The following is a 20,558-nucleotide window of genomic DNA, read 5'->3' on the forward strand; positions in this document are numbered from 1 at the left end:
ATGTCTTCCGATGCCTTGCAAAACACATTGAAGATCGCAGCGTCGGGCCTTTCGGCCCAATCGACACGTCTGCGCATCGTTTCCGAAAATATCGCCAATGCGCAGTCGACCGCCAAGACTGCCGATGCCGATCCCTATCGCCGCAAGACGGTTTCCTTCCGCACCGAGCTGGAGCAGGGCACTGGCGCGGCCGAGGTTCGCATTGCCGAAGTCGGCAAGGACACCTCGCCCTTCGTCGAGCAATACGAGCCGAGCCATCCAGCGGCGGATGAGCGCGGCTATGTCCGCTATCCAAACGTCAACATGGTCGTCGAAATGGCGGACATGCGTGAAGCCAATCGTTCCTATGAAGCCAATTTGCAGGTCGTGAGACAGGCCCGTGAGCTGATCTCCATGACCATCGATCTCCTGAGGAGCACATAATGTACGACTCGATCATGAGCATTTCGGCGCGCAATGCCCTGTCGCGCCTTTCCGAGACCGTTGCCGAAAAGGGCGTGGGGTCCGCTTCCGCGCCACAGGCTGTTCCGACGGCTCCCGGCGCCTCGTTCGGTGAAGTTCTGTCCCAGATGACGGATTCCGTTGGCCAGAAACTGCAAGCTGCGGAAGCAACATCCATTCAGGGCATCAAGGGTGATGCACCGGTGCGCGATGTGGTCAGCTCCGTCATGGAAGCCGAACAGTCGCTCCAGACGGCCATCGCGATCCGAGACAAGATCGTGCAGGCCTATCTCGAAATCAGCCGCATGCCGATCTGATTTACGGCAGCTAAGGATACGCCATGAAAGCCCTGACGATTGCCGCCACCGGCATGAACGCCCAGCAGCTCAATCTGGAAGTGATTGCCAACAACATCGCCAATATCAACACAACGGGCTTCAAGCGCGCGCGTGCGGAGTTCTCCGATCTTCTTTATCAATCCGAGCGGACGGCAGGCGTGCCCAATCAGGCGAACCAGTCCATCGTGCCGGAAGGCGCGCTGGTCGGCCTCGGCGTGCAGACGGCGGCGGTACGCAATCTTCATATGCAGGGCAGTTTCAACCAGACCGGCAATCCATTCGATCTGGCTTTGACCGGCAAGGGTTGGTTTCAGATTCAAAGCCCGACCGGCGAGACGCTTTACGCGCGCGCTGGCGCATTCAACAAGAATGCCGATGGCCAGCTCGTGACGCTCGACGGCAATCCGGTTGAACCGGCGATCACCATTCCGCCAGATGCTGTTGAAGTGACAGTCACCGATACCGGACAGGTTTTCGCGAAGCTGCAGGATCAGGTCAATCAGGTCGATCTCGGCCAGCTGACCCTCGCCAACTTTACCAATGAAGCGGGTCTCGAGCCGCTCGGCGGCAACCTCTATCGCGAGACGGAAGCCTCCGGCGGTCCGCTGGTCGGCGTTCCGGGCGATCCGGGCTACGGCTCGATCAAGCAGGGCTATCTCGAAGCGTCGAATGTCGATCCGGTGAAGGAAATCACCGATCTCATTACGGCGCAGCGCGCCTACGAAATGAATTCCAAGGTTATTCAGGCTGCCGACGAGATGGCGGCAACCGTGTCGAAGAACTTGCGCTGACGGTGATGGCGATGGGGTATACGCAGGCAATCTTTCGAAAGACGAGGCTGGTGTTCGCAGGCGGGTTGCTGCTCGTGGCGACAGCCGGTGCGAGCGCTGCCGACCGCATCGCTTTTGTTGTGCCTTCGGCTACTGTTTATCCCGGCCAGATCGTCAGCGATACGGCGTTGTTGGAGAAGCAGTTCTTCATCAACGCTCCTGCGGCGGCCCAGTATGTGCTTTCAACTGATCAGGCGGCAGGCAAGGTGGCACGCAAGACGCTGCTCCCCGGCAAGCCGATCCTCGTGTCGGCATTGGGCGAGCCGTCACTGGTCACGCGCGGGGTTCCGGCACCACTGGTCTTTACCGCCGGTACGCTGACCATTACCGCCATGGGCACGCCACTTGAATCCGGGGCGGCTGGCGATTTCATCAAGGTTCGTAACGTCGACAGCGGCATCATCGTGTCCGGCACGGTGCTGGCCAATGGACGCATTCAGGTGGGGATGCAGTGAGAAAAACAAGCGCTGCCCAGATCACCACTTTGCTCGCCATTCTGGCACTCGTTTTGCAGCCTGTCGCAGGGTTTGCGGATGAATCGTCGAAGAATGCGCGGGAATTCGGTTCCGCAGTGGATGCCGATGCCGACTGGCTTGGCTCCGGCGGTGACCCGTCGAAAATGTCCTATGCGGAGCTTGGCCGGGGTAGTGCGGTTGCGCGGCTCAAGGATATAGCCACCATTCAGGGCGTACGTGAAAACCAGCTTGTCGGCTACGGTCTTGTTATCGGCCTCAAGGGCACGGGTGACAGCCTGCGCAATTCGCCGTTCACAGAACAGTCCATGCGCGCCATGCTGGATAATCTCGGTATCAGCGCGCCGCGCAATTCCACCCGTTCGAAGAATACGGCTGCGGTGATCGTGACATCCAATCTGCCCGCTTTTGCCGGTGCCGGTTCGCGCATCGATGTGACCGTTTCGTCGCTCGGCGATGCCACGTCGCTGCAAGGCGGCACACTGGTCATGACCCAACTCATGGGAGCGGACAACCAGATTTACGCCGTTGCGCAAGGCAACATGATTGTGTCCGGCTTTTCGGCGGAAGGTGAAGCCGCAACCGTGACGCAGGGCGTGCCGACTTCGGGTCGTATCCCGAATGGTGCGCTGGTCGAGCGCGAAGTGGCGGGTAATTTCGGCAAGGAAAGCGAAATGATCGTCGAGCTGCGTGATCCCGATTTCACGACTGCCGTGCGCGCTGCCGATACGATCAATGTCTTCGCCAAGCGCCGTTACGGTCGCGGTGTCGCGATTGCACGCGATGCAAAGACGATCCGCTTGTCACGACCGAAGAATGTGCCTGCCGCACGCTTTCTTGCTGAACTTGAAGGTCTGCCGATCACGACCGATGAAGTGGCGCGGGTGGTGGTGGATGAGCGGACCGGAACCGTCGTCATTGGCGAGAAGGTTCGCATCTCCAAGGTGGCGATCAGCCATGGCAGTCTGACGGTCCGTGTAACCGAAACGCCGATGGTCGTTCAGCCTGAGCCATTCAGCGACGGCGTAACCGCTTTCGAACCGAACACCGATATTGCCGTCAATCAGCAGAATTCCAAGATCGGCATTCTGACCGGCGCAAATCTTGAAAATCTGGTGAAGGGCCTGAACCAGATCGGCGTGAAACCGACCGGAATCATCGCGATTTTGCAAGCTATCAAGACATCCGGCGCACTTCATGCGGAACTGGTGGTGCAATGACCATGGCTCATAAAATGATCCGGTGTGGTTCGGCAGTGGTGCTGTTTCTGGCGGCCTCTGTTCCGGCCATTGCACAGCAGGCGGCGACGCCTGCTCCAGCGCCCGCCGAGGCGTCTGCGGCACAGCAACTCGCTTCTTCGCCGCCGCTCGGCAATCTCGATGAGATCCGCAAGTTCTGCGGCAATATCGATGATCAGGCCGCAGATGCCCGCTATGCGTTGCAGGCCAAGCAGTTGACCGAGCTGAAGGCCGATGTCGAGGACCGGATGCGTGCGCTTGAAGAAAAGCGCCGGGAATATGAAATGTGGCTGAAGCGCCGTGACGAGTTCGTCAGCAAGGCACAGGATTCGCTTGTCGACATCATCTCGAAAATGAAGCCGGACGCCGCGGCGGCGCAGATGGCGCTGATCGGCGACGAAGCGGCAGCGGCTTTGATCCTCAAGCTCAATCCACGCGTATCCAGCATCATCCTCAATGAAATGCCGCCGGAAAAGGCGGCCAAGCTGGCGCGCGTCATCGTCGGTTCGCAGCGCACGGCGACCACGCCGCAGCCTGTCAGGGATCAGCGCGCCGCGGCGCAGTCCGGGAATACGGTTCAATGAAAAACAGCATGAACAAAGCGACTCTTGCAGCAACGACACTCATTCTACTGGCGGGTTGTGCGACCAAGCCGGAGGAAATCGGCCGGGCACCCGACCTGTCACCGGTCGCGGCTCATCTCGGTATGCAGAACAATCCGCAGTTCAACGGCTATCCGGCGCGTCCGAGCAAGGCGTCCTATTCGCTCTGGGATCAGCGTTCGACCAATTTCTTCAAGGACCCGCGCGCGGCCACGCCGGGCGATGTCCTGACCGTCATCATTTCCATCAATGATCGCGCCAATCTGGACAACAAGACGGATCGCGAGCGCGTGTCGAAGGGCATCTACGGTGCGGGCGGTTCATTCGCAACAAGCAGCAGCACCGGTGCTGGCGCTGGCGGTGACATGGACGCATCGGTTAACACGCATTCCGACAGCAAGTCGAAGGGCAAAGGCACCATCGAACGCAGCGAAGATATCCGTCTGCAGGTTGCGGCCATTGTCACCGATACACTGCCCAATGGAAACATGATCATCCGTGGATCGCAAGAAGTGCGCGTCAATAATGAGCTGCGCGTGCTGAATGTCGCCGGTGTCGTGCGTCCGCGCGATATTTCCGGCAGTAACACGATTTCCTACGACAAGATTGCCGAGGCCCGCATTTCCTATGGCGGTCGCGGTCGTTTGAGCGAGATTCAGCAGCCGCCTTACGGCCAGCAGATTCTCGATCAGGTTTCTCCTTTCTAGGTTGGCTGGCATGAGCGATACGACGGCAACGGAAAAGGATGGCAAGGCGAAGAGTTCCTTGACGGGGTTGCTTACGGCTGTCGCTGTCCTGACCGTCATCGCTGGCGGCGGCGGCTGGTATCTGGGCGGTATGATTTCCGCCGATCAGCTGGTATCGGCCAAGCCTTCCGGCAAGGAAGACAAGCCGAAACGCGGCGATTTCGAATCGCGCGCCATCGGCACTGTCGTGCCCTTGCAGCCGATCATCACCAATCTCGGCATCCCGCAGAATACATGGGTGCGCCTTGAAGCTTCACTGGTGGCAAAGCCGGGGCATGAAATTCCGGCGGCGATGGCGGCAAGCGTCGGCGACGATTTCCTGAGCTTCCTGCGCAGCGTCAACCTCATGCAATTGCAAGGCGCGGCCGGGCTTGCCTATCTGCGTTCCGATCTCGAAGAACGTGCGCGCCTGCGTTCGGAAGGTGCGGTTGATCGCATCTTCATCTCGGCGCTGGTAGTGGAATGAAGAAAACTTTTGGCCTTGGCGTCGTCCTGACGCTCGTTCTCACCGTCTCCGCACAGGCGCAGCAGGCGCTGACGCTCGACAATCTGCTGCCTGCGGGAAGCGGGGCTGCGAGCGGCCAGATCGTGCAGTTGTTCGGGCTTCTGACGGTGCTCTCCATTGCGCCGGGCCTGCTCATCATGGTGACGAGCTTCACACGTTTCGCCATCGCCTTTTCGCTTTTGCGGTCGGGGCTCGGCCTCCAGACCGCGCCCGCCAGCATGGTGATGATCTCGCTCGCTTTATTCATGACGTTCTATGTCATGGCGCCTGCCTTTGACCGGGCCTGGAACAATGGCGTGCAGCCTCTCATGCGCAATGAAATCACGCAGCAGGCCGCCTTCACCGAAATTTCGCAGCCTTTCCGTGAGTTCATGATGGGTCAGGTGCGCGACAAGGACCTTCGTCTGTTCGAAGACCTCGCCGATCCATCCTTCCGTACCGGCGATGATGGCATTGTTGATTTCCGCGTGCTGGTTCCAGCCTTCATGATTTCGGAACTGCGGCGCGGTTTTGAAATCGGCTTCCTGATCGTGCTGCCATTTCTGGTGATCGATCTCGTCGTCGCGACGCTGACCATGTCCATGGGTATGATGATGCTGCCGCCGACGGTGATCTCGCTACCCTTCAAGATTCTGTTCTTCGTGCTGATCGACGGCTGGAATATTCTGGTAGGAAGCCTCATACGCTCCTTCTCTTGACCCATTTTGGTACGCTTCGGATTGCGCAAGCCAGAATTCTGAGTGAGAATCTGCAAATCCGTTAAATTTCGACCGAATAAATTAGCCTTTATTTAATGTTTGGGTTCTAACTGTCGGCTCATGGTGGGTTCCGCGCGTAACGCGGTAACAGGCATGATGCCGCTCCACCATGCCGGTAATTTCAAATCCGGCCTGTCCCTCGTATTGTTTTTCCCAAGGGGCAAAATACCATGGCAAGTCTTCTTACCAACGCTTCTGCGATGACTGCACTGCAGACCCTGTCGCAGACCAACAAGAATCTCGCAACCACCCAGAACCGTATTGCCACCGGCGAACGCGTTTCGACCGCAGCCGACAACGCAGCTTACTGGTCGATTGCAACCAGCATGCGCGGCCAGAGCGCCACGCTCAGCGCCGCTCAGGACACGCTCGGCGTTGGCAAAGCCGTTGTCGATACGGCTGTTACCGGTCTGGAAGAAGCGATCAAGCTTGGCACGCAGATTCAGGCGAAGCTGGCAACCCTCGGCACGCCGGGCGTTGATGACGCTATCGTCAATGCTGACGTTGCACAGCTCTCCGCACAGATCGTCGACATCGCGAAGTCGGCTTCGTTCGAAGGCATCAACCTGCTGAAGTCGGGCGGTGCGGACGTGACCATCACCACCGGCTATACCTCGGTGGCTGGCGGCGGTACGGCTGCCCTGAACACGCTCGACGTCTCCGCATACGATCTTGAAGCCGACTATACCACGGCTCCGGCCGATGCGATGGCAGCCGAAGCTCTGGTCGTCAAGATGCGCGATGCCGCTTCAACCCTCGGTGCTGCTGCAACCCGTATCGACTCGCAGTCGTCGTTCAATGGCAAGTTGATCGATGCTATCGACCGCGGCATTGGCCAGCTCGTCGATGCCGACATGAATGCTGAATCGGCTCGCCTTTCGGCTCTCCAGACCCAGCAGCAGCTCGGCGTTCAGGCGCTTTCGATTGCCAATTCGAGCACGCAGGTCATCCTGTCGCTGTTCCGCGGCTAATCTGAGTAAACAGCAAGGGCGCCGGGTTGCTGGCGCTCGCGAGTTCTCAGGCAAATCAGGGGTTCGCATCCGAACCGACCTGATCGGATCGGATGTCTTTGGGCGGAAAATGGGGCGCGGGATTTATTCCGCGCCCCAATTCTTTGCGCTCATTTCCAGTTTCCGGGAGCACCTGCTTCATCAGCCGCCACTTTCGCGCAAGCTTCGCGGGCTAGTTTGCATCCATCATTATGGCGGTGGTGTGGATGCAGCAGAATTTTCAGCAATTGATCGAACAGCTCAAGGCTACGCTCGGCAAGCTCGGCGCGCGAAAACTCATCGCGCTCGGACTTGTGGGCGCGGCACTCATGGGCGCGATCCTTTATACGAGCATCTATCTGAGCCGCCCTTCCTACGAGACGCTCTATGTGGGTCTTTCGCGCGACGACGTGAACCGCATGGGCCTTGCGCTCGGTGAAGCTGGCATTCCTTTCGATGTGAAAGCCGATGGCTCGTCCATCCTCGTGCCCATCGGCAAAGCTGAAAATGCCCGCATGTATCTGGCCGAAAAGGGCCTGCCGACCTCGAACAATGCCGGTTATGAGCTGTTCGACAATATGGGGTCGCTCGGCCTCACCTCGTTCATGCAAGAAATTACCCGTGTGCGAGCGCTCGAAGGCGAAATCGCCCGCACCATCCAGGCCATTCGTGGTGTGAAAGCCGCTCGTGTCCACATCGTTCTGGCGGAAAAGGGTTCTTTCCGTCGTGGCGATCAGAAGCCCTCAGCCTCGGTCGTCATCCGCGCCGAAGGCAGTTTTTCTGCTGAATCCGCCCAATCCATCAGACAGTTGGTCGCCGCCGCCGTTCCATCGCTCGATGCTTCCGCCGTTACCGTTCTCGACACCAACGGTCGTCTGCTGGCATCGGCCGGCGAAGCAGCCAATGGCGCAGCCCTCATGACGGCTTCGCTGGAACAGCAGGTTGCGGGCAATGTGGATGACAGCATCCGCAAAGCGCTGGCGCCTTATCTCGGCATGGGACATTTCCAAACCAGCGTTCAGGCCGTACTCGATACGGACCGCCGCCAGATCAACGAGACGACCTACGACCCTGAATCCCGCGTCGAGCGTTCGGTGCGTGTTGTCCGTGAAAGCGGCGATTCCCGCAACAATCGCAACGACAATGCAACTGGCGTGGAACAGAACATCCCGCAGGAAGAAATCCAGAACCGGAACGGTGAAAGTTCGACAGAAAAGACCGATCGCCGCGAGGAACTGACCAATTACGAAATGAACAGCAAGACGGTTTCCACCGTCAGCGACGGCTATGCCGTCAAGCGGCTGTCCATTGCCGTGGTCATCGATCAGGCGCGGCTTCTGGAAACTGCGGGAACCACGCCGCCGCCAGCCAATTTTGTCGATCAGCAGATCACCAAGATCCGCGATCTCGTTGCAACCGCAGCCGGTCTCAATGCGGATCGCGGCGACGTCATCAACGTGACGGCGGTGAACTTCCTCGATCCTGCTGGTGCCGATATGGAACCGGTCTCCACGCCATGGACCGATACGGTGCTTCGCCAGAGCGGCTCCTATGTCAATGCGCTCGCCATTCTTGCAGCCGTTGGTCTCCTGATCTGGTTCGGTCTGCGCCCGCTGCTGCGTGACCAGAATGCCAAGCCTGCAGGCACGGCAGTGGCTGTCCGCGAGACCAGTGAAGTGGCAATGCCGAATTTCGTCGGTGGCGAAGCGGCAGGTGACGGCGTGCAGGCCGTCATTGGCGGACCCGAGGCCTATGCCGACCAGATGAAGACGAGCCTCAGCGATCTTCGCCAGCGCATGCGCATGCCCGCAAAGCTGCGTCTGGAACAGATGATCGACATGGATGAGGAGCGCGTTGCCGCCGTTCTCAAGCAGTGGATCCATGAAACCGCCGCCAGCCGCGAGACGCAGCCAGTAAAGGCGTCGGTGATGCCGGAGCGTGAGGCGGCCTGACGATGAGCGCGCTTTCCCTCAGCCGTTATCTTCCCGATTTTTCGACCCATCATATCGAGGATGAGGCGGTCGAGATCATTGCTGCTCCGGCGCCGCAGAAGCCGCTGAAACAAACGCCCGTTGCGCAAACAGGCAGTGATGCACCGAAACGTCCTGCCACGGCCGAAAAAGCTGCCGCTGTCGAGCAGGCGGAAGTCGCTGCTGTTATCGCCGCCGAGGAAGAAAAGCGGGTGGCTTTCGAAGCAGGGCGCGAGGATGGCCACAGGGAGGCTCAAGCGCTTTACGAGGCTGAGAGGGCACGGCTTGTCCGCGAGCACGAGACCGAGATCGAAACGTTGCGCGCTACCTTCTCGCGCGAGCAGGCCCTGTTGCTGGCAGGCAGCCTGACCGACGCGTTGACCGCACTTGAACGAAATTTCTCCGCCCAGATTGCTGAAATCCTGATGCCTTTGCTGGCAGAAAAAATGGAACGTGAGGCAGTCGCGGAATTCGCACGGCGCATTGCAGCGCTGGCGCTCGATGGCGAAGCACCGGAAATCTCCGGTCCTGCGCGATTGATTGCGCCGCTGCACGATCATGCGCCCTTGCTTCCGTCAGGCTGCCGGTTTTCGGAAACCGGTGCGGACGAACTTTCCTTTTCCTTTGGCGACCGAATGCTTGAAACACGCATCGCGCCGCTTCTTGAAGAATTGAAGGCTGCGGTTCAATGAACATCGATCCCGAAACCAAGCGTGAGATCATCATTGTTCGCCGCGGCGGGCATGATGATCATGACAGCCATCATGGTGGCGTGTGGAAAATCGCCTATGCCGACTTCATGACCGCGATGATGGCCTTCTTCCTCGTCATGTGGCTCATCAATGCCGCCAATGAGGAAACCAAGGCGGCGGTTGCAAGCTATTTCAATCCCGTCAAGCTGATGGATCGGCATTCAAGCCCCAAAGGCGTGCAGGATGTCGAGGAAAGAGACGGCAAGGTTCGCTATGAAAGCGACCAGAAGGTCGAAAACAGCACCAGGGTCATCAACGATACGACAGTTGCGCCGCCAAGCGATCAGGAAGAGCGCCAGCTTTTCCGCGAGCCCTATGCTGTCCTGTCGGAACTTGCCCATGAAACCGGTGTTCTGCAGAACCAGTCGGCCGAGGGTGATGGCGGCACATCGCAATCCGGTCCGGCAACGGGTGCCGAGGGTGGCGAAGCCTATCGGGATCCGTTCAGCCCGGATTACTGGTCGAGCAAGGCCGTCGAAGACCTGACCCCGCCCGATGCAGCACCTGCCGCTCCACCCAAGCCGGAAGCAGCCCAGCCGAAGCCGGAGGAGGCCGCAAAGACTGCTGAAACGCAGGAACAATTCATTGCCGATCTGAAAAAGGCGGCTGAGGGCGAAACCGCGAAAGAAGGCACACAGGCAAAGAATGCCGAGCCTATGCCCGATGTAACGGTTGTGCCGGTCGACGGTGGTGTGATGATCCAGCTCACCGACAAGATCGATTACGGCATGTTCACCATCGGCTCGGCCAAGCCGGATGCGCGCGTGGTGCAGATGCTGGAGCGTATCGCGCAGGTGATTTCCCGCCAGCCGGGCGAAGTCATCATCAGCGGACATACGGATGCGCGCCCGTTCAAGAGCGCGACCTATGACAATTGGCGCCTGTCCTCGGCGCGTGCGCAGATGGCGTATTACATGCTGGTTCGCGGTGGGCTTGATGAAAAGCGGGTGCTGCGTGTGGAGGGTTATGCCGACCGTCAGCCGAAGAACGCCAACGATCCGAATGCGGCTGAAAACCGCCGCATCGATATTTTCCTCAAGTCCGCTCCATGAAACAGCTTGCCATGCGTTCCTTGCTGGCATGTGTTGCAGGCTTCTCCCTGGCGGGAGCGGCTTATCCGGCCCTTGCGCAAACGCAGACACTGGCTGACACCCGCGCGCTACCGGTGCTGGAGCCCTACAAACTCGTGCGTTCGCTGCGCATGTTGCAGGATCAGGTTGTCGCCGGAAAGCCGGAAGCGGTGGTGATGCTCAACAAGCTTCTGGGCTTCGTCAGCGCGGATATGGGGCGGGCGCAAGGTGACGTCTGGAACAACCCGGAGAACGTCTATGCGGCGATCATCTATCTCTTCAATGGCGGCAATCCTGAAGCAGTGCGCAAGGTGCTTGCCGATCTGAAGACGGATGCTGTGCCGCCGGAACTGGTCAAGGGCGCATTGGCCTATGCTTCCGGCCAGACGATTGAAGTGGTGAAGCTTTTTTCGGTTCCGCTGTCATCCGATGTTCCTGCGGAACTGAAGGCATCCATTGTCCTTGTAACGGCCAGCCAGATGACCGCCTTCGATCCCGCGACGGCCTTGATGCGGCTCGATCAGGTGCGGCTCGATGCGCCGGGCACGTTGTTCGAGGAAGCTGCAATCCGTCGTTCGATGCCGATTGCAGCCAAACTCGGCGATGCCGACAAGATCAGGCTCCTGTCGCGAAACTATCTCCAGCGCTTTCCCCGTTCGCCCTATATGCGCGATTTCATGGCGCAATTTGTCGATGCTGCGGTGAAACTCAACGACCGTATCGGCAATCCGGAGCTGGCAAAGCTGATCGGCTCGGCTGATCCTGTCATGCAATACTCGCTCTATCTGCAGATCGCGCGCGGTGCGCTTGTCGATGGTCAGACGGAGCGGGCGCGGTTCATGTCGGCAGAGGCGAAAAAGCTTGCCGACAGACTGAAAGCCGATCCCACCCGCGCCAATCTCTACGCGGCGGCAAGCGATGTGGCTTCGGATTCGGCGGGCAGTGCGCTTCGCGAACTGTCGCAGATTTCACCCGACAAATTGCAGGAGCGGGACCGGAAATTGCTGAAAGCGGCCGAAGCTGTCGGCACGGTGGTAACCCGCACGCCAGACGCATTGCCGCCTGCAAAGCCGGCCCTCACCGAACAGGACGTGCCGTCGATGGCGGTGGCGGATTCGCAGGAACATCAGGCGGCAAAACCGGTACCGAATGCGGTCCCTAGCCCTGTGGCTGTCCGCCTGAAGCCGGTCAAGAACCAGCCGGAAGACGATTTGCAGAAGACGATGGAAGATGCGCGGCGCAAGCTTGCCGAGATCGATGCTTTGCTAGGAAAGACCGTTCAATGAGCGTTGATATTTTGCTGAATTCCACCAGCCGTCTTGCGTCGCTCGCGCGCACTTCCGGCCCTTCGCAGGCAAAAGCCGAAGGTGAGGGACAGGATAGTGCCGACCCGGCAAAACTGTTCAGTTCGCTCCTCGAAAAGCCGCAAGGCAAGGTCGAGAAGAAGAGTGAAAATGAAGCCAATGCCGGTTCGAATGAGGCCGATGGAAAGAAGGACGAAGGGGCGAAACCGGTGGTCGCATTCGCCTTGCCACAAAATCTCCTTTCTTTGACCGTTTCGTCGCCTGATTTGAAGGGGGAAAATCACAATTTTGCCACAGTAAATATCACCGAAAACGACGCAGAAGCCTCCGATCCCCGTTCTGCCTTAATTAAGGAAGTCGATCCGGAGCAGGTCGAAAAACAGGGTGTCGAGCTGCAAGCCGATCAGAAGAAGCGCGCCTCCGACAATGCGTCTTCGAAGAAGGCGGCTACGCCATCGGCCAGCTCCAAAACTGATCAGATAGCCAACTTGGATACACCGGAAGCGACCGGTGACAATCCAACCGATAGTGTTCCGGACGACCTCGCCAATATCTTGAAAACGGACAAGGGGCAGGTGCAGCAGCAGTCGGGCCAGGTGCCCGACAGAACCGATATCCAGCAACAACCGACTGCAAAGGGCAATGTTCCAGCGGACATCAAGGCCGCCACAACACCATCGCAGGCGGCAGCCCGGATCGCTGACATACAGGTGGTTTCCGAGCGTAGTTTCGGAACGGTCAAGACCTTGCAGATCCGCCTCGATCCAGTGGAACTCGGTGCGGTGACAGCACGAATCCGCGTGGCTTCGGAAGGTGTTGAGGTGCATCTCGTCGCCGACAAGACCCATGCGGCGGAAGCACTAGCTGCCGATCGCTCTATGATCGAAAAAGCGCTGAAAGCGGCAGGCATCGCAGACGATGCGAAAATTTCCGTCACCGTCACCGACCGCAATGCGGCGGGTGCGGTCCAGCAGGCGCAAGCGACGCAGAATGCGGGGCAACAACAGGCCAGTGGTCAGCAATCGGGCCAGCCGCAGGCTTTCAACATGCAGCAAGGCTTCGACGGGCGTAACGGCACTCAGGCGCAGGCCAATCTTACAGGTGGTGAGGGCAGGCAGAATGGCGAATCCGGTCAGGCAGGACGTGAGCGTTCGGACATGCAAGCCGCTCAGGAAAGCGGGAACGGCATTTCTCGCAATGATGGCCGCAACCGCGGTCTGGTTGTCTGATAGCGATTCAGCTCAAGCGGAAAATGTCTGCGAGCGCGAAATGCATCACGCATCCGTCCGCTACGATGTTCCGCTCGGCATCGTCTATGCGGTCGGCCTGACGGAAACGGGTCGCAAGAATTCCCTGCAACCTTATGCAATGAATATCGAGGGGCGTGCCGAATTCATGCCATCGCAGATGGCTGCGGTGAGACGCTTCGATGAGGTTCGGGCCGAAGGTGCGAAACTGATCGATCTCGGCTGCATGCAGATCAATTACTATTATCACAGCAAGGAATTTCCGTCGGTGGCTGCGATGTTGATGCCGAGCCTCAATGTCGACTATGCGGCGCGTTTTCTGCGTCAGCTTCGACAGCGCGAGGGCAACTGGACGATGGCGGTCGCGCGCTATCACGCAGGGCCGAATAACGACCCTGCCCAGAAGCGTTATGTCTGTCGCGTGATGACGAATATGGTCGCCACCGGCTTCGGAAACTGGACGCCGCAGGCGCGAAGTTTCTGCTTCGGCTGAAATGGAATCCCGTAAATTTTTTCAGGTTGTAACAGACCGTCGGGTGCACCTCTCTTAAGAGGGTTCAATCTTCGGTTGGTGCTCCCACTGGTGGTTATTTTAGCAAGCGGATTTTTAAGCCCTTGTAAAGAATCGTAAAATTTCGTGAGCCGTTAACGTCTGGTTAAGGTTCTTACCTCTAAAGACGTAGGCGCGTTGCAATCAATGCGATTCCTCATAAATTAGTAGATACTAAATTTCATCCCAATTTATTGCGGGCAATAAATTGCCATTGTTGCTGATTCCCTCCGCCAGTTATTCCTATCGTGCTTGGGCTAACATATTGATTCGGAAGGCGGGCCGATGATTGTTGTCGTAGACGACAGAGATATAGTGACTGAAGGGTACTCTTCCTGGTTCGGTCGCGAAGGCATCACGACAACAGGTTTTACGCCTACCGATTTTGAGGAATGGGTGGAGAGCGTTCCTCAGCAGGACATCATGGCTATCGAAGCTTTCCTGATTGGCGAATGTGCGGATCAGCATCGCCTTCCAGCCCGAATTCGTGAACGCTGCAAGGCACCCGTGATCGCGGTCAATGACCGTCCCTCGCTTGAACATACGCTGGAGCTTTTTCAATCCGGGGTTGACGACGTTGTTCGCAAGCCGGTGCATGTGCGCGAAATTCTTGCGCGTATCAACGCGATCCGCCGCCGCGCGGGTGCGTCCGCCAACTCCAATGACAGTGGCACGGAGCTTGGCCCGATCCGTGTTTTCTCCGATGGGCGCGATCCGCAGATCAACGGTATTGATTTTCCGCTGCCACGCCGCGAGCGCCGCATCCTGGAATATTTGATTGCCAATCGCGGTCGCCGCCTGAACAAGGCGCAGATCTTCAGCGCAATCTACGGTATCTTCGACAGCGAAGTCGAAGAAAACGTCGTTGAAAGCCACATCAGCAAGTTACGCAAGAAATTGCGCGAGCAGCTAGGCTTCGATCCGATCGATTCCAAGCGCTTCCTCGGCTACTGCATCAACATCGAGTGATATTGCTGCATCCTCTGCATTTCCCCGTATCGCGATTTCGAGTGCTGTCCCTGATTTCCGAAATCGCGTCTGTCCCTCAGTAAAAGTGTAAAAAGTCACGAGGCTACAGTTTCACGCAAGCGTGGTTCATTAGCTTTGTTGCGGATGATTGGATCGGTGCGCCGGTTCGATCGCTCGATTTTTTGGTTTCCAGTTCAGATGTTTCAGAATTTCTGCTGGATGCTACAACTTCTCAGGAGCTGCCAATGAGCCTCTACGGTATGATGCGGACCGGTGTTTCGGGAATGAACGCGCAGGCCAACCGCCTGTCGGCGGTCGCAGACAACATCGCGAATGCAAGCACCGTCGGTTACAAGCGTGCGGAAACCCAGTTTTCATCGCTGGTGTTGCCCAGCACCGGTGGGCAGTACAATTCCGGCAGCGTCCTGACCGACGTTCGTTACGGCATTTCCGATCAGGGCGGTATCCGGTCTACATCGTCCACAACCGACCTTGCCATCGACGGCAACGGTTATTTTGTGGTGCAAGGGGCGGACGGCTCGACTTTCTTGACACGCGCCGGTTCTTTCGTGCCTGACAAGAATGGCAATCTGGTCAATTCAGCCGGCTATTATCTGTTGGGCGCAGGCCCCAACGATCCGGCTGGCGCACTGACCATTCCCGGCCTGAACATCATCAATGTCAATAGTGCGGCCTTGCCGCCGGAAGCCAGCACGTCCGGCAATTTCACTGTTAATTTGCCGTCTACCGATCAGGTTCCTGCAGCCGGTGAATTCAATCACAAGACATCGCTGATCTCCTACAATGACAAGGGTGAGAAGATCACGCTCGACGTCTATTTCACCAAGACCGGCGCCGACGAGTGGAGCGTCACCGTTAAGAACGCTGCGGATGACGCAGTGGTCGGCGGTCCGACGGCGGTGACATTCGATCCGACCACCGGCGCGATGACGTCTGCCGGCGACATAGCGGTCGATCTCGGGCCTTACGGCGGGCAGAGCCTCAACCTTAATCTGGGGGCTTCGACGCAGCGCGCGGGAGATTACACCATTTCGCAGGCGCAGATTAACGGTCAGGCGCCATCTGCGGTCAAGGGCGTGGACGTCGCCAATGACGGTTCGGTTGTTGCCATTTATGAAAACGGCACGCAGAAGGTTCTGGCGCGCATTCCACTTGCCAATGTGGCAAGCCCGGATCGCATGACGGTCGTCAGCGGCAACGTGTTTCTGCCGAGCGCGGACTCGGGCGATGTTCGCCTCGGTTTCCCGCAGAGCGATGGTATGGGTAAGGTCATGTCCGGCACGCTGGAGGAATCCAACGCCGATATCGCGCAGGAACTGACCGATATGATCGAGGCGCAGCGTAGCTATACGGCCAATTCGAAAGTCTTCCAGACGGGATCCGAACTCATGGATGTTCTGGTCAATCTGAAGAGATGAGTTGGACTGTTCCGGGCGAGGTTGAAGAGCCTTTCCCGGAATTGTCACATTGAGAATACGGACTGTTCAGGCAACAGGCACAGTCCGCGCACACGGGGCAGTTCCGATATCAGTGGAATTATCAGGGGCTATCCAAGTGTTTGTTTTAGCCGCATTTCCGGACGCGAAACCGCTTCGCGCCCTTCGGGAATGCACTTGTAGGATGGGGTAAGATGTCGCTTAGTTCTGCTCTTCTGACGGCCAAAAGTTCGCTTGCGGCAACGTCCAAGCAGACCTCCGTTGTCTCGAGCAATATTGCCAGGGCCAACGATCCGGATTATTCCCGGCGCACCAGTTCTCTCGTATCGGGGCCTTACGGCTCCCTTTACGTGGGTATCAGCCGTTCGGCGGATGAAGCCTTGTTCAACAGGTTCACCCAGTCGAACAGTTCGGCCTCTTCCTCTTCCATTCTTGCTGGCGGGCTTGACCGCCTTTCGTCGCTTTATTCGGCAGACAATTATTCGGGGTCGCCTTCGGCCCTGATCGGCGATCTGCGTGACGCGCTCCAGACCTATGCCGCTTCGCCATCCAACAGTGCGCTTGGCGACAGTGTCGTATCGACGGCGCAATCACTCGCCAATGTACTTAATGCCGGAACCAAACAGGTTCAGTCGCTGCGCAACGACGCGGACCGTGAAATTGCGGATTCCGTCGCCAACATCAATGATCTTCTGACCAAGTTCGAAAAGATCAATCAGGAGATCGTCGGTGGAACGCGCGCCAATCGCGATGTCTCCGACTACATGGATCAGCGCGATGCGATCCTGAAGCAGCTTTCCGGCGAAATCGGAATCACAACCATGATGCGCGGCGATAATGACATGGTCATTTTCGCCGAAAACGGCGTGACCCTCTTCGAGACGACAGCGCGCAAGGTGAGCTTCGAGCAATCGACGGTGCTGGCGCCGGGCATTTCTGGCAATGCGGTGCTGGTGGATGGCGTGCCGCTCAATCACGAGACGTTCGACCAGCCTTATGGCACCGGCCGCCTGAGCGGGTTGTTGCAGTTGCGCGACCAGATCGCGCCACAATACCAGATGCAGCTCGACGAGATCGCGCGAAATCTGGTGACGATGTTCGCGGAAAGCGACCAGACCGGCGTTGGAGCCGACAAGACGGGTCTCTTTAGCTGGGCCGGATCACCCGATGTCCCCGGCGTAGGCATTTCGGCAGGTATTGCGGGCACCATCAAAGTGTCTTCGGCCTTCGTTACCTCCGAAGGCGGCAGCCCGCTTCTTCTGCGCGACGGCGGGGCCAACGGGGCCGATTACAAATACAATAGCGAAGGTGCGGCAGGTTTCAGCGATCGCCTGCGGGCGCTTAATGAAGCATTCTCCGAGCCGATGACCTTCAATTCGGTGGCAGGGCTCGCGACCAGCTCCAGCCTGACGGACTATAGCGCCTCGTCAATAAGCTGGCTCGAAGGCAAGCGTCAAAAAGCCAACAGCGAATTCTCCTATAATGCGACGGTTGCCGGTCAGGCGGATACAGCCCTCTCCAACGCCAACGGTGTCGATATGGACACTGAAATGGCGCTGCTTCTCGATCTTGAACATTCCTACCAGGCATCGAGCCGGGTGCTGACCACGATCAGCGCAATGCTCGACGATCTTCTCAACGCGGTGTGAGGCCAATGAAAGCGCAATCGATTTCCACCTATGGCGCAACGTCATCCCTGCGGGCCCTTGTAGCGAAGAACAAGGCCGAGATGTTGAAGGCGCAGCAGGAAGCGACCACGGGGACCGTGTTCGATGTCGGCCTGTCGCTCGGCTCCAAATCCGGCCAGACCGTATCGTTGCGTAAGGAATATGATCGCCTGAGCGTGCTGACAGACATGAACAAGCTGGTGCAGGAACGCATGACGGCGACGCAGAACGCCGCTGGCACCATCATCAAGGACACGCAGGATTTTCTGGGTGCGCTTGCAGGAGCCAACAATGCCGGCGCCGACATGATTGCCAAGACGGCGCGCTCCATGCTGGATTCCGTGACCGGCATGCTGAACAGCAGCTTCAATAGCGAATATATTTTCGCCGGTGTGAATACCGATGTGAAGCCGGTTGCCGATTATACCGACGGCGGGGTCGCGCAGGCGGCGATCCGTCAGGCATTTCAGGATCATTTCGGCTTTCCGGTCGGTGATCCGCAGGCGGCAAATATCACGGCCGACGAAATGACGGCATTTCTGGAGGGCGATTTTGCCGACCAGTTCAATGACGCGAATTGGTCCGCCAACTGGTCGGACGCTTCCGTCAATGTCATCAAAAGCCGCATTTCGCCGAACGAGACGGCGGATACGTCCGTTTCGGCGAATGCCGATGGTTTCCGCAAGACGATCATGTCGGCTGTGATGGTTGCCGAGTTCGGCAATATAGGTCTCAATGAAAAAGCTTTCGCAGCGCTGACCACGCAAGCCGTGCAGACGACCGCACAGGCTATTACGGATACGACCGCGCAGCAGACGACGCTTGGTCTGGCCCAGTCGCGCACCGAAGCGGCGAGTACGCGCATCGCGGCGCAGCAGAAGATCCTGAACCAGTCCGTACTCAATCTCGAGGAAGTCGATCCTTTTGAAGCAGCGACGCGTGTAAACGCTCTGAAGACGCAGATCGAAACTTCGTATTCGCTGACGGTTCAGTTGCAGAATATGAGCCTGCTCAACTATCTCAGATAGTCGGGATGAAATGAGGACGGACGCAGCATGATGCGAGCCCGTCCGACTGGTACGGATAGACGGAGACACCATGTATCAGATGCGCTACGAAGATGTCATGAATGACGATATGGCGAGCGCCAAGGAACGTGAGCGGATGCTTTTCGACCGTTCCATCGAAATGCTCGAGGCGGCGAAAGCCAATGGCAGCGGCTCGCGCGAGGCGATCGATGCCGGCTATTTCACCACGAAACTTTGGACCGCGATCATCGATGATCTGGGTTCGCAGGAAAATGCGCTGCCGAAGGAACTGAAGGCCGCGATCATCTCCATCGGCATCTTCGTGCTCAAGGAGATTGACCGGATTCGCCTCGGCGAAAGCAACGATTATGCGACGCTGATCGAGATTACTCAGTCGATCCGGGACGGGCTTTGAAATGACGGAAACTGGCAAACCGGCAATCCGCCTCTCGCTGCGGGCTGGCGAACGAATTTTTATCAATGGCGCTGTGCTGAAGGCGGACCGCAAGGTTTCGCTCGAGCTTCTGAACGATGCGACCTTTCTTCTGGAAAACCATGTTCTCCAGCCGGAAGACACCACGACACCGCTGCGCCAGCTTTATTTCGCGGCGCAGATGATGCTCATCGAACCGGCCATGCGCGAACAGGCTCACACCACTTTCGCGCAGATGCTGCGGGGCATGTTCGCCGCGTTCAAGGATGCGGAAATCCTGAGTGCGCTGAAACTGGTCGACGAGCTGGTACATAACGGGCGCGTTTTCGAGGCGCTCAAGACAATTCGCGCGCAATATCCACGCGAGGCCGAACTGATGGGCCATGAAAGCCCGGCTTTGCCTGTGCTCAAAACCCGGAAATCTGCGGAGGTAAACCCATGACCACGACGCCGCCGATCGGCACGAATACGACTAATAACAACACGACGAGCAACAGCAATTCTGCAGCCAACAAGGCAAGCGTCGATTACAATTCATTCCTGAAGCTTCTGGTGACACAGATGCAGAACCAGGACCCGACGCAGCCAATGGATGCGACGCAGTATGTTTCGCAACTTGCGACCTTCTCCAATGTCGAGCAGGCCGTCCAGATGAACAGCAAGCTTGAAACCCTGATCGCCAACACGTCGCTGACGCAGGCCGAAGGCTGGATCGGCCGCACGCTGACCAATGCCGATGGCAGCGTATCGGGCGTGGTGAAGTCCGTTACCATCCAGTCCAATGGCATGCTGGCTGAACTGGAAGATGGCAAGACGCTGATGATCGGCCCAGGCGTTAAGGTCAGCTAGGAATGATGCGGTGAACGAGGCCGATGCGCTCGATATCGTCAATTCTGCGATCTGGACCGTGCTTATGGCGAGCGGTCCGGCGGTGCTGGCCGCCATGCTCGCAGGTATTGGTATTGCGCTTTTCCAGGCGCTGACGCAGATACAGGAAATGACGCTGACCTTCGTGCCGAAGATCATCGTCATTTTCGTCGTGATGGCCCTGACTGCACCGTTCGTCGGTGCGCAGATCAACTCGTTCACGCTGCTTGCCTACTCGCGCATCGAAAAAGGTTTCTAGCGCGTAGCCTTCGCGCAAGCTTCACAAGCTAAGGTCCGCTTCGTAACAGGAGACGGATGTGCAGC

General features: G+C 58.1%; 24 protein-coding genes. All 24 read left to right on the plus strand.

The window, feature by feature from the left end:
• Positions 1 to 423 (plus strand): flagellar basal body rod protein FlgC, encoded by a 423-nt coding sequence (gene flgC, locus CQZ93_RS17065; RefSeq protein WP_105543813.1) that lies wholly within the window; start codon positions 1 to 3, stop codon positions 421 to 423.
• On the plus strand, positions 423 to 758 hold the full coding sequence (fliE, locus tag CQZ93_RS17070; protein ID WP_105543814.1) for a flagellar hook-basal body complex protein FliE: 336 nt from the start codon (positions 423 to 425) through the stop codon (positions 756 to 758). Before flgC ends, fliE begins: the two co-directional genes overlap by 1 nt.
• Before the next feature lie 23 nt (positions 759 to 781).
• Entirely contained in the window at positions 782 to 1,570 is a 789-nt protein-coding gene (flgG, locus tag CQZ93_RS17075) for a flagellar basal-body rod protein FlgG (RefSeq protein WP_012093514.1), read from the plus strand.
• A gap of 11 nt (positions 1,571 to 1,581) precedes the next feature.
• Positions 1,582 to 2,064, plus strand: coding sequence for a flagellar basal body P-ring formation chaperone FlgA (flgA, locus tag CQZ93_RS17080; RefSeq protein ID WP_105545186.1), 483 nt, complete (start codon positions 1,582 to 1,584; stop codon positions 2,062 to 2,064).
• Positions 2,061 to 3,302: a flagellar basal body P-ring protein FlgI gene (locus CQZ93_RS17085; RefSeq protein ID WP_181153415.1), complete on the plus strand. Its 1,242-nt coding sequence runs from the start codon at positions 2,061 to 2,063 to the stop codon at positions 3,300 to 3,302. The genes flgA and CQZ93_RS17085 overlap by 4 nt, the downstream gene beginning before the upstream one ends.
• Complete coding sequence (locus CQZ93_RS17090) at positions 3,299 to 3,904, plus strand: MotE family protein (protein ID WP_105543815.1); 606 nt, start codon at positions 3,299 to 3,301, stop codon at positions 3,902 to 3,904. The genes CQZ93_RS17085 and CQZ93_RS17090 overlap by 4 nt, the downstream gene beginning before the upstream one ends.
• The gene (gene flgH / locus CQZ93_RS17095) at positions 3,901 to 4,629 is read left to right on the plus strand and encodes a flagellar basal body L-ring protein FlgH (RefSeq protein WP_105543816.1); all 729 of its coding nucleotides are present in this window, start codon (positions 3,901 to 3,903) and stop codon (positions 4,627 to 4,629) included. Before CQZ93_RS17090 ends, flgH begins: the two co-directional genes overlap by 4 nt.
• A gap of 10 nt (positions 4,630 to 4,639) precedes the next feature.
• On the plus strand, positions 4,640 to 5,134 hold the full coding sequence (locus tag CQZ93_RS17100) for a flagellar basal body-associated FliL family protein (RefSeq protein ID WP_105545188.1): 495 nt from the start codon (positions 4,640 to 4,642) through the stop codon (positions 5,132 to 5,134).
• Positions 5,131 to 5,871, plus strand: a complete 741-nt coding sequence (fliP, locus tag CQZ93_RS17105; protein WP_105543817.1) for a flagellar type III secretion system pore protein FliP — start codon at positions 5,131 to 5,133, stop codon at positions 5,869 to 5,871. Before CQZ93_RS17100 ends, fliP begins: the two co-directional genes overlap by 4 nt.
• Before the next feature lie 230 nt (positions 5,872 to 6,101).
• Positions 6,102 to 6,902 carry a flagellin N-terminal helical domain-containing protein gene (locus CQZ93_RS17110; protein WP_105543818.1) on the plus strand — a complete coding sequence of 267 codons (801 nt, stop codon included), beginning with the start codon at positions 6,102 to 6,104 and terminating at the stop codon, positions 6,900 to 6,902.
• A 230-nt stretch (positions 6,903 to 7,132) separates the two neighbouring features.
• Positions 7,133 to 8,872 (plus strand): flagellar basal-body MS-ring/collar protein FliF, encoded by a 1,740-nt coding sequence (gene fliF / locus CQZ93_RS17120; RefSeq protein WP_105543819.1) that lies wholly within the window; start codon positions 7,133 to 7,135, stop codon positions 8,870 to 8,872.
• A gap of 2 nt (positions 8,873 to 8,874) precedes the next feature.
• A complete protein-coding gene (locus CQZ93_RS17125; protein ID WP_105543820.1) occupies positions 8,875 to 9,582 on the plus strand; it encodes a hypothetical protein in 708 nt (235 codons plus the stop codon).
• On the plus strand, positions 9,579 to 10,694 hold the full coding sequence (locus CQZ93_RS17130) for a flagellar motor protein MotB (protein WP_105543821.1): 1,116 nt from the start codon (positions 9,579 to 9,581) through the stop codon (positions 10,692 to 10,694). The genes CQZ93_RS17125 and CQZ93_RS17130 overlap by 4 nt, the downstream gene beginning before the upstream one ends.
• A complete protein-coding gene (locus CQZ93_RS17135) occupies positions 10,691 to 11,998 on the plus strand; it encodes a chemotaxis protein (protein ID WP_105543822.1) in 1,308 nt (435 codons plus the stop codon). The genes CQZ93_RS17130 and CQZ93_RS17135 overlap by 4 nt, the downstream gene beginning before the upstream one ends.
• Complete coding sequence (gene fliK, locus CQZ93_RS17140) at positions 11,995 to 13,245, plus strand: flagellar hook-length control protein FliK (protein WP_105543823.1); 1,251 nt, start codon at positions 11,995 to 11,997, stop codon at positions 13,243 to 13,245. The genes CQZ93_RS17135 and fliK overlap by 4 nt, the downstream gene beginning before the upstream one ends.
• Positions 13,214 to 13,756: a transglycosylase SLT domain-containing protein gene (locus CQZ93_RS17145; protein ID WP_105543824.1), complete on the plus strand. Its 543-nt coding sequence runs from the start codon at positions 13,214 to 13,216 to the stop codon at positions 13,754 to 13,756. Before fliK ends, CQZ93_RS17145 begins: the two co-directional genes overlap by 32 nt.
• Positions 13,757 to 14,098: 342 nt before the next feature.
• On the plus strand, positions 14,099 to 14,782 hold the full coding sequence (ftcR, locus tag CQZ93_RS17150) for a flagellar transcriptional regulator FtcR (RefSeq protein WP_105543825.1): 684 nt from the start codon (positions 14,099 to 14,101) through the stop codon (positions 14,780 to 14,782).
• Positions 14,783 to 15,027: 245 nt separating this feature from the next.
• Complete coding sequence (locus CQZ93_RS17155; protein WP_105543826.1) at positions 15,028 to 16,221, plus strand: flagellar hook protein FlgE; 1,194 nt, start codon at positions 15,028 to 15,030, stop codon at positions 16,219 to 16,221.
• 212 nt (positions 16,222 to 16,433) lie between these two features.
• Positions 16,434 to 17,888 (plus strand): flagellar hook-associated protein FlgK, encoded by a 1,455-nt coding sequence (flgK, locus tag CQZ93_RS17160; RefSeq protein ID WP_105543827.1) that lies wholly within the window; start codon positions 16,434 to 16,436, stop codon positions 17,886 to 17,888.
• Between the two features lie 5 nt (positions 17,889 to 17,893).
• Positions 17,894 to 18,934, plus strand: a complete 1,041-nt coding sequence (locus CQZ93_RS17165) for a flagellar hook-associated family protein (protein WP_105543828.1) — start codon at positions 17,894 to 17,896, stop codon at positions 18,932 to 18,934.
• Between the two features lie 70 nt (positions 18,935 to 19,004).
• Positions 19,005 to 19,349, plus strand: a complete 345-nt coding sequence (gene flaF / locus CQZ93_RS17170) for a flagellar biosynthesis regulator FlaF (RefSeq protein WP_105543829.1) — start codon at positions 19,005 to 19,007, stop codon at positions 19,347 to 19,349.
• Position 19,350: 1 nt separating this feature from the next.
• Positions 19,351 to 19,809, plus strand: a complete 459-nt coding sequence (flbT, locus tag CQZ93_RS17175) for a flagellar biosynthesis repressor FlbT (protein WP_105543830.1) — start codon at positions 19,351 to 19,353, stop codon at positions 19,807 to 19,809.
• The gene (gene flgD / locus CQZ93_RS17180) at positions 19,806 to 20,216 is read left to right on the plus strand and encodes a flagellar hook assembly protein FlgD (RefSeq protein ID WP_105543831.1); all 411 of its coding nucleotides are present in this window, start codon (positions 19,806 to 19,808) and stop codon (positions 20,214 to 20,216) included. Before flbT ends, flgD begins: the two co-directional genes overlap by 4 nt.
• Positions 20,217 to 20,226: 10 nt before the next feature.
• On the plus strand, positions 20,227 to 20,493 hold the full coding sequence (fliQ, locus tag CQZ93_RS17185; RefSeq protein ID WP_105543832.1) for a flagellar biosynthesis protein FliQ: 267 nt from the start codon (positions 20,227 to 20,229) through the stop codon (positions 20,491 to 20,493).
• Positions 20,494 to 20,558: the final 65 nt, after the last annotated feature.

Origin of the sequence: Ochrobactrum vermis, from assembly GCF_002975205.1 — a bacterium.
In the GTDB taxonomy this organism is placed as follows: Bacteria; Pseudomonadota; Alphaproteobacteria; order Rhizobiales; family Rhizobiaceae; genus Brucella; species Brucella vermis.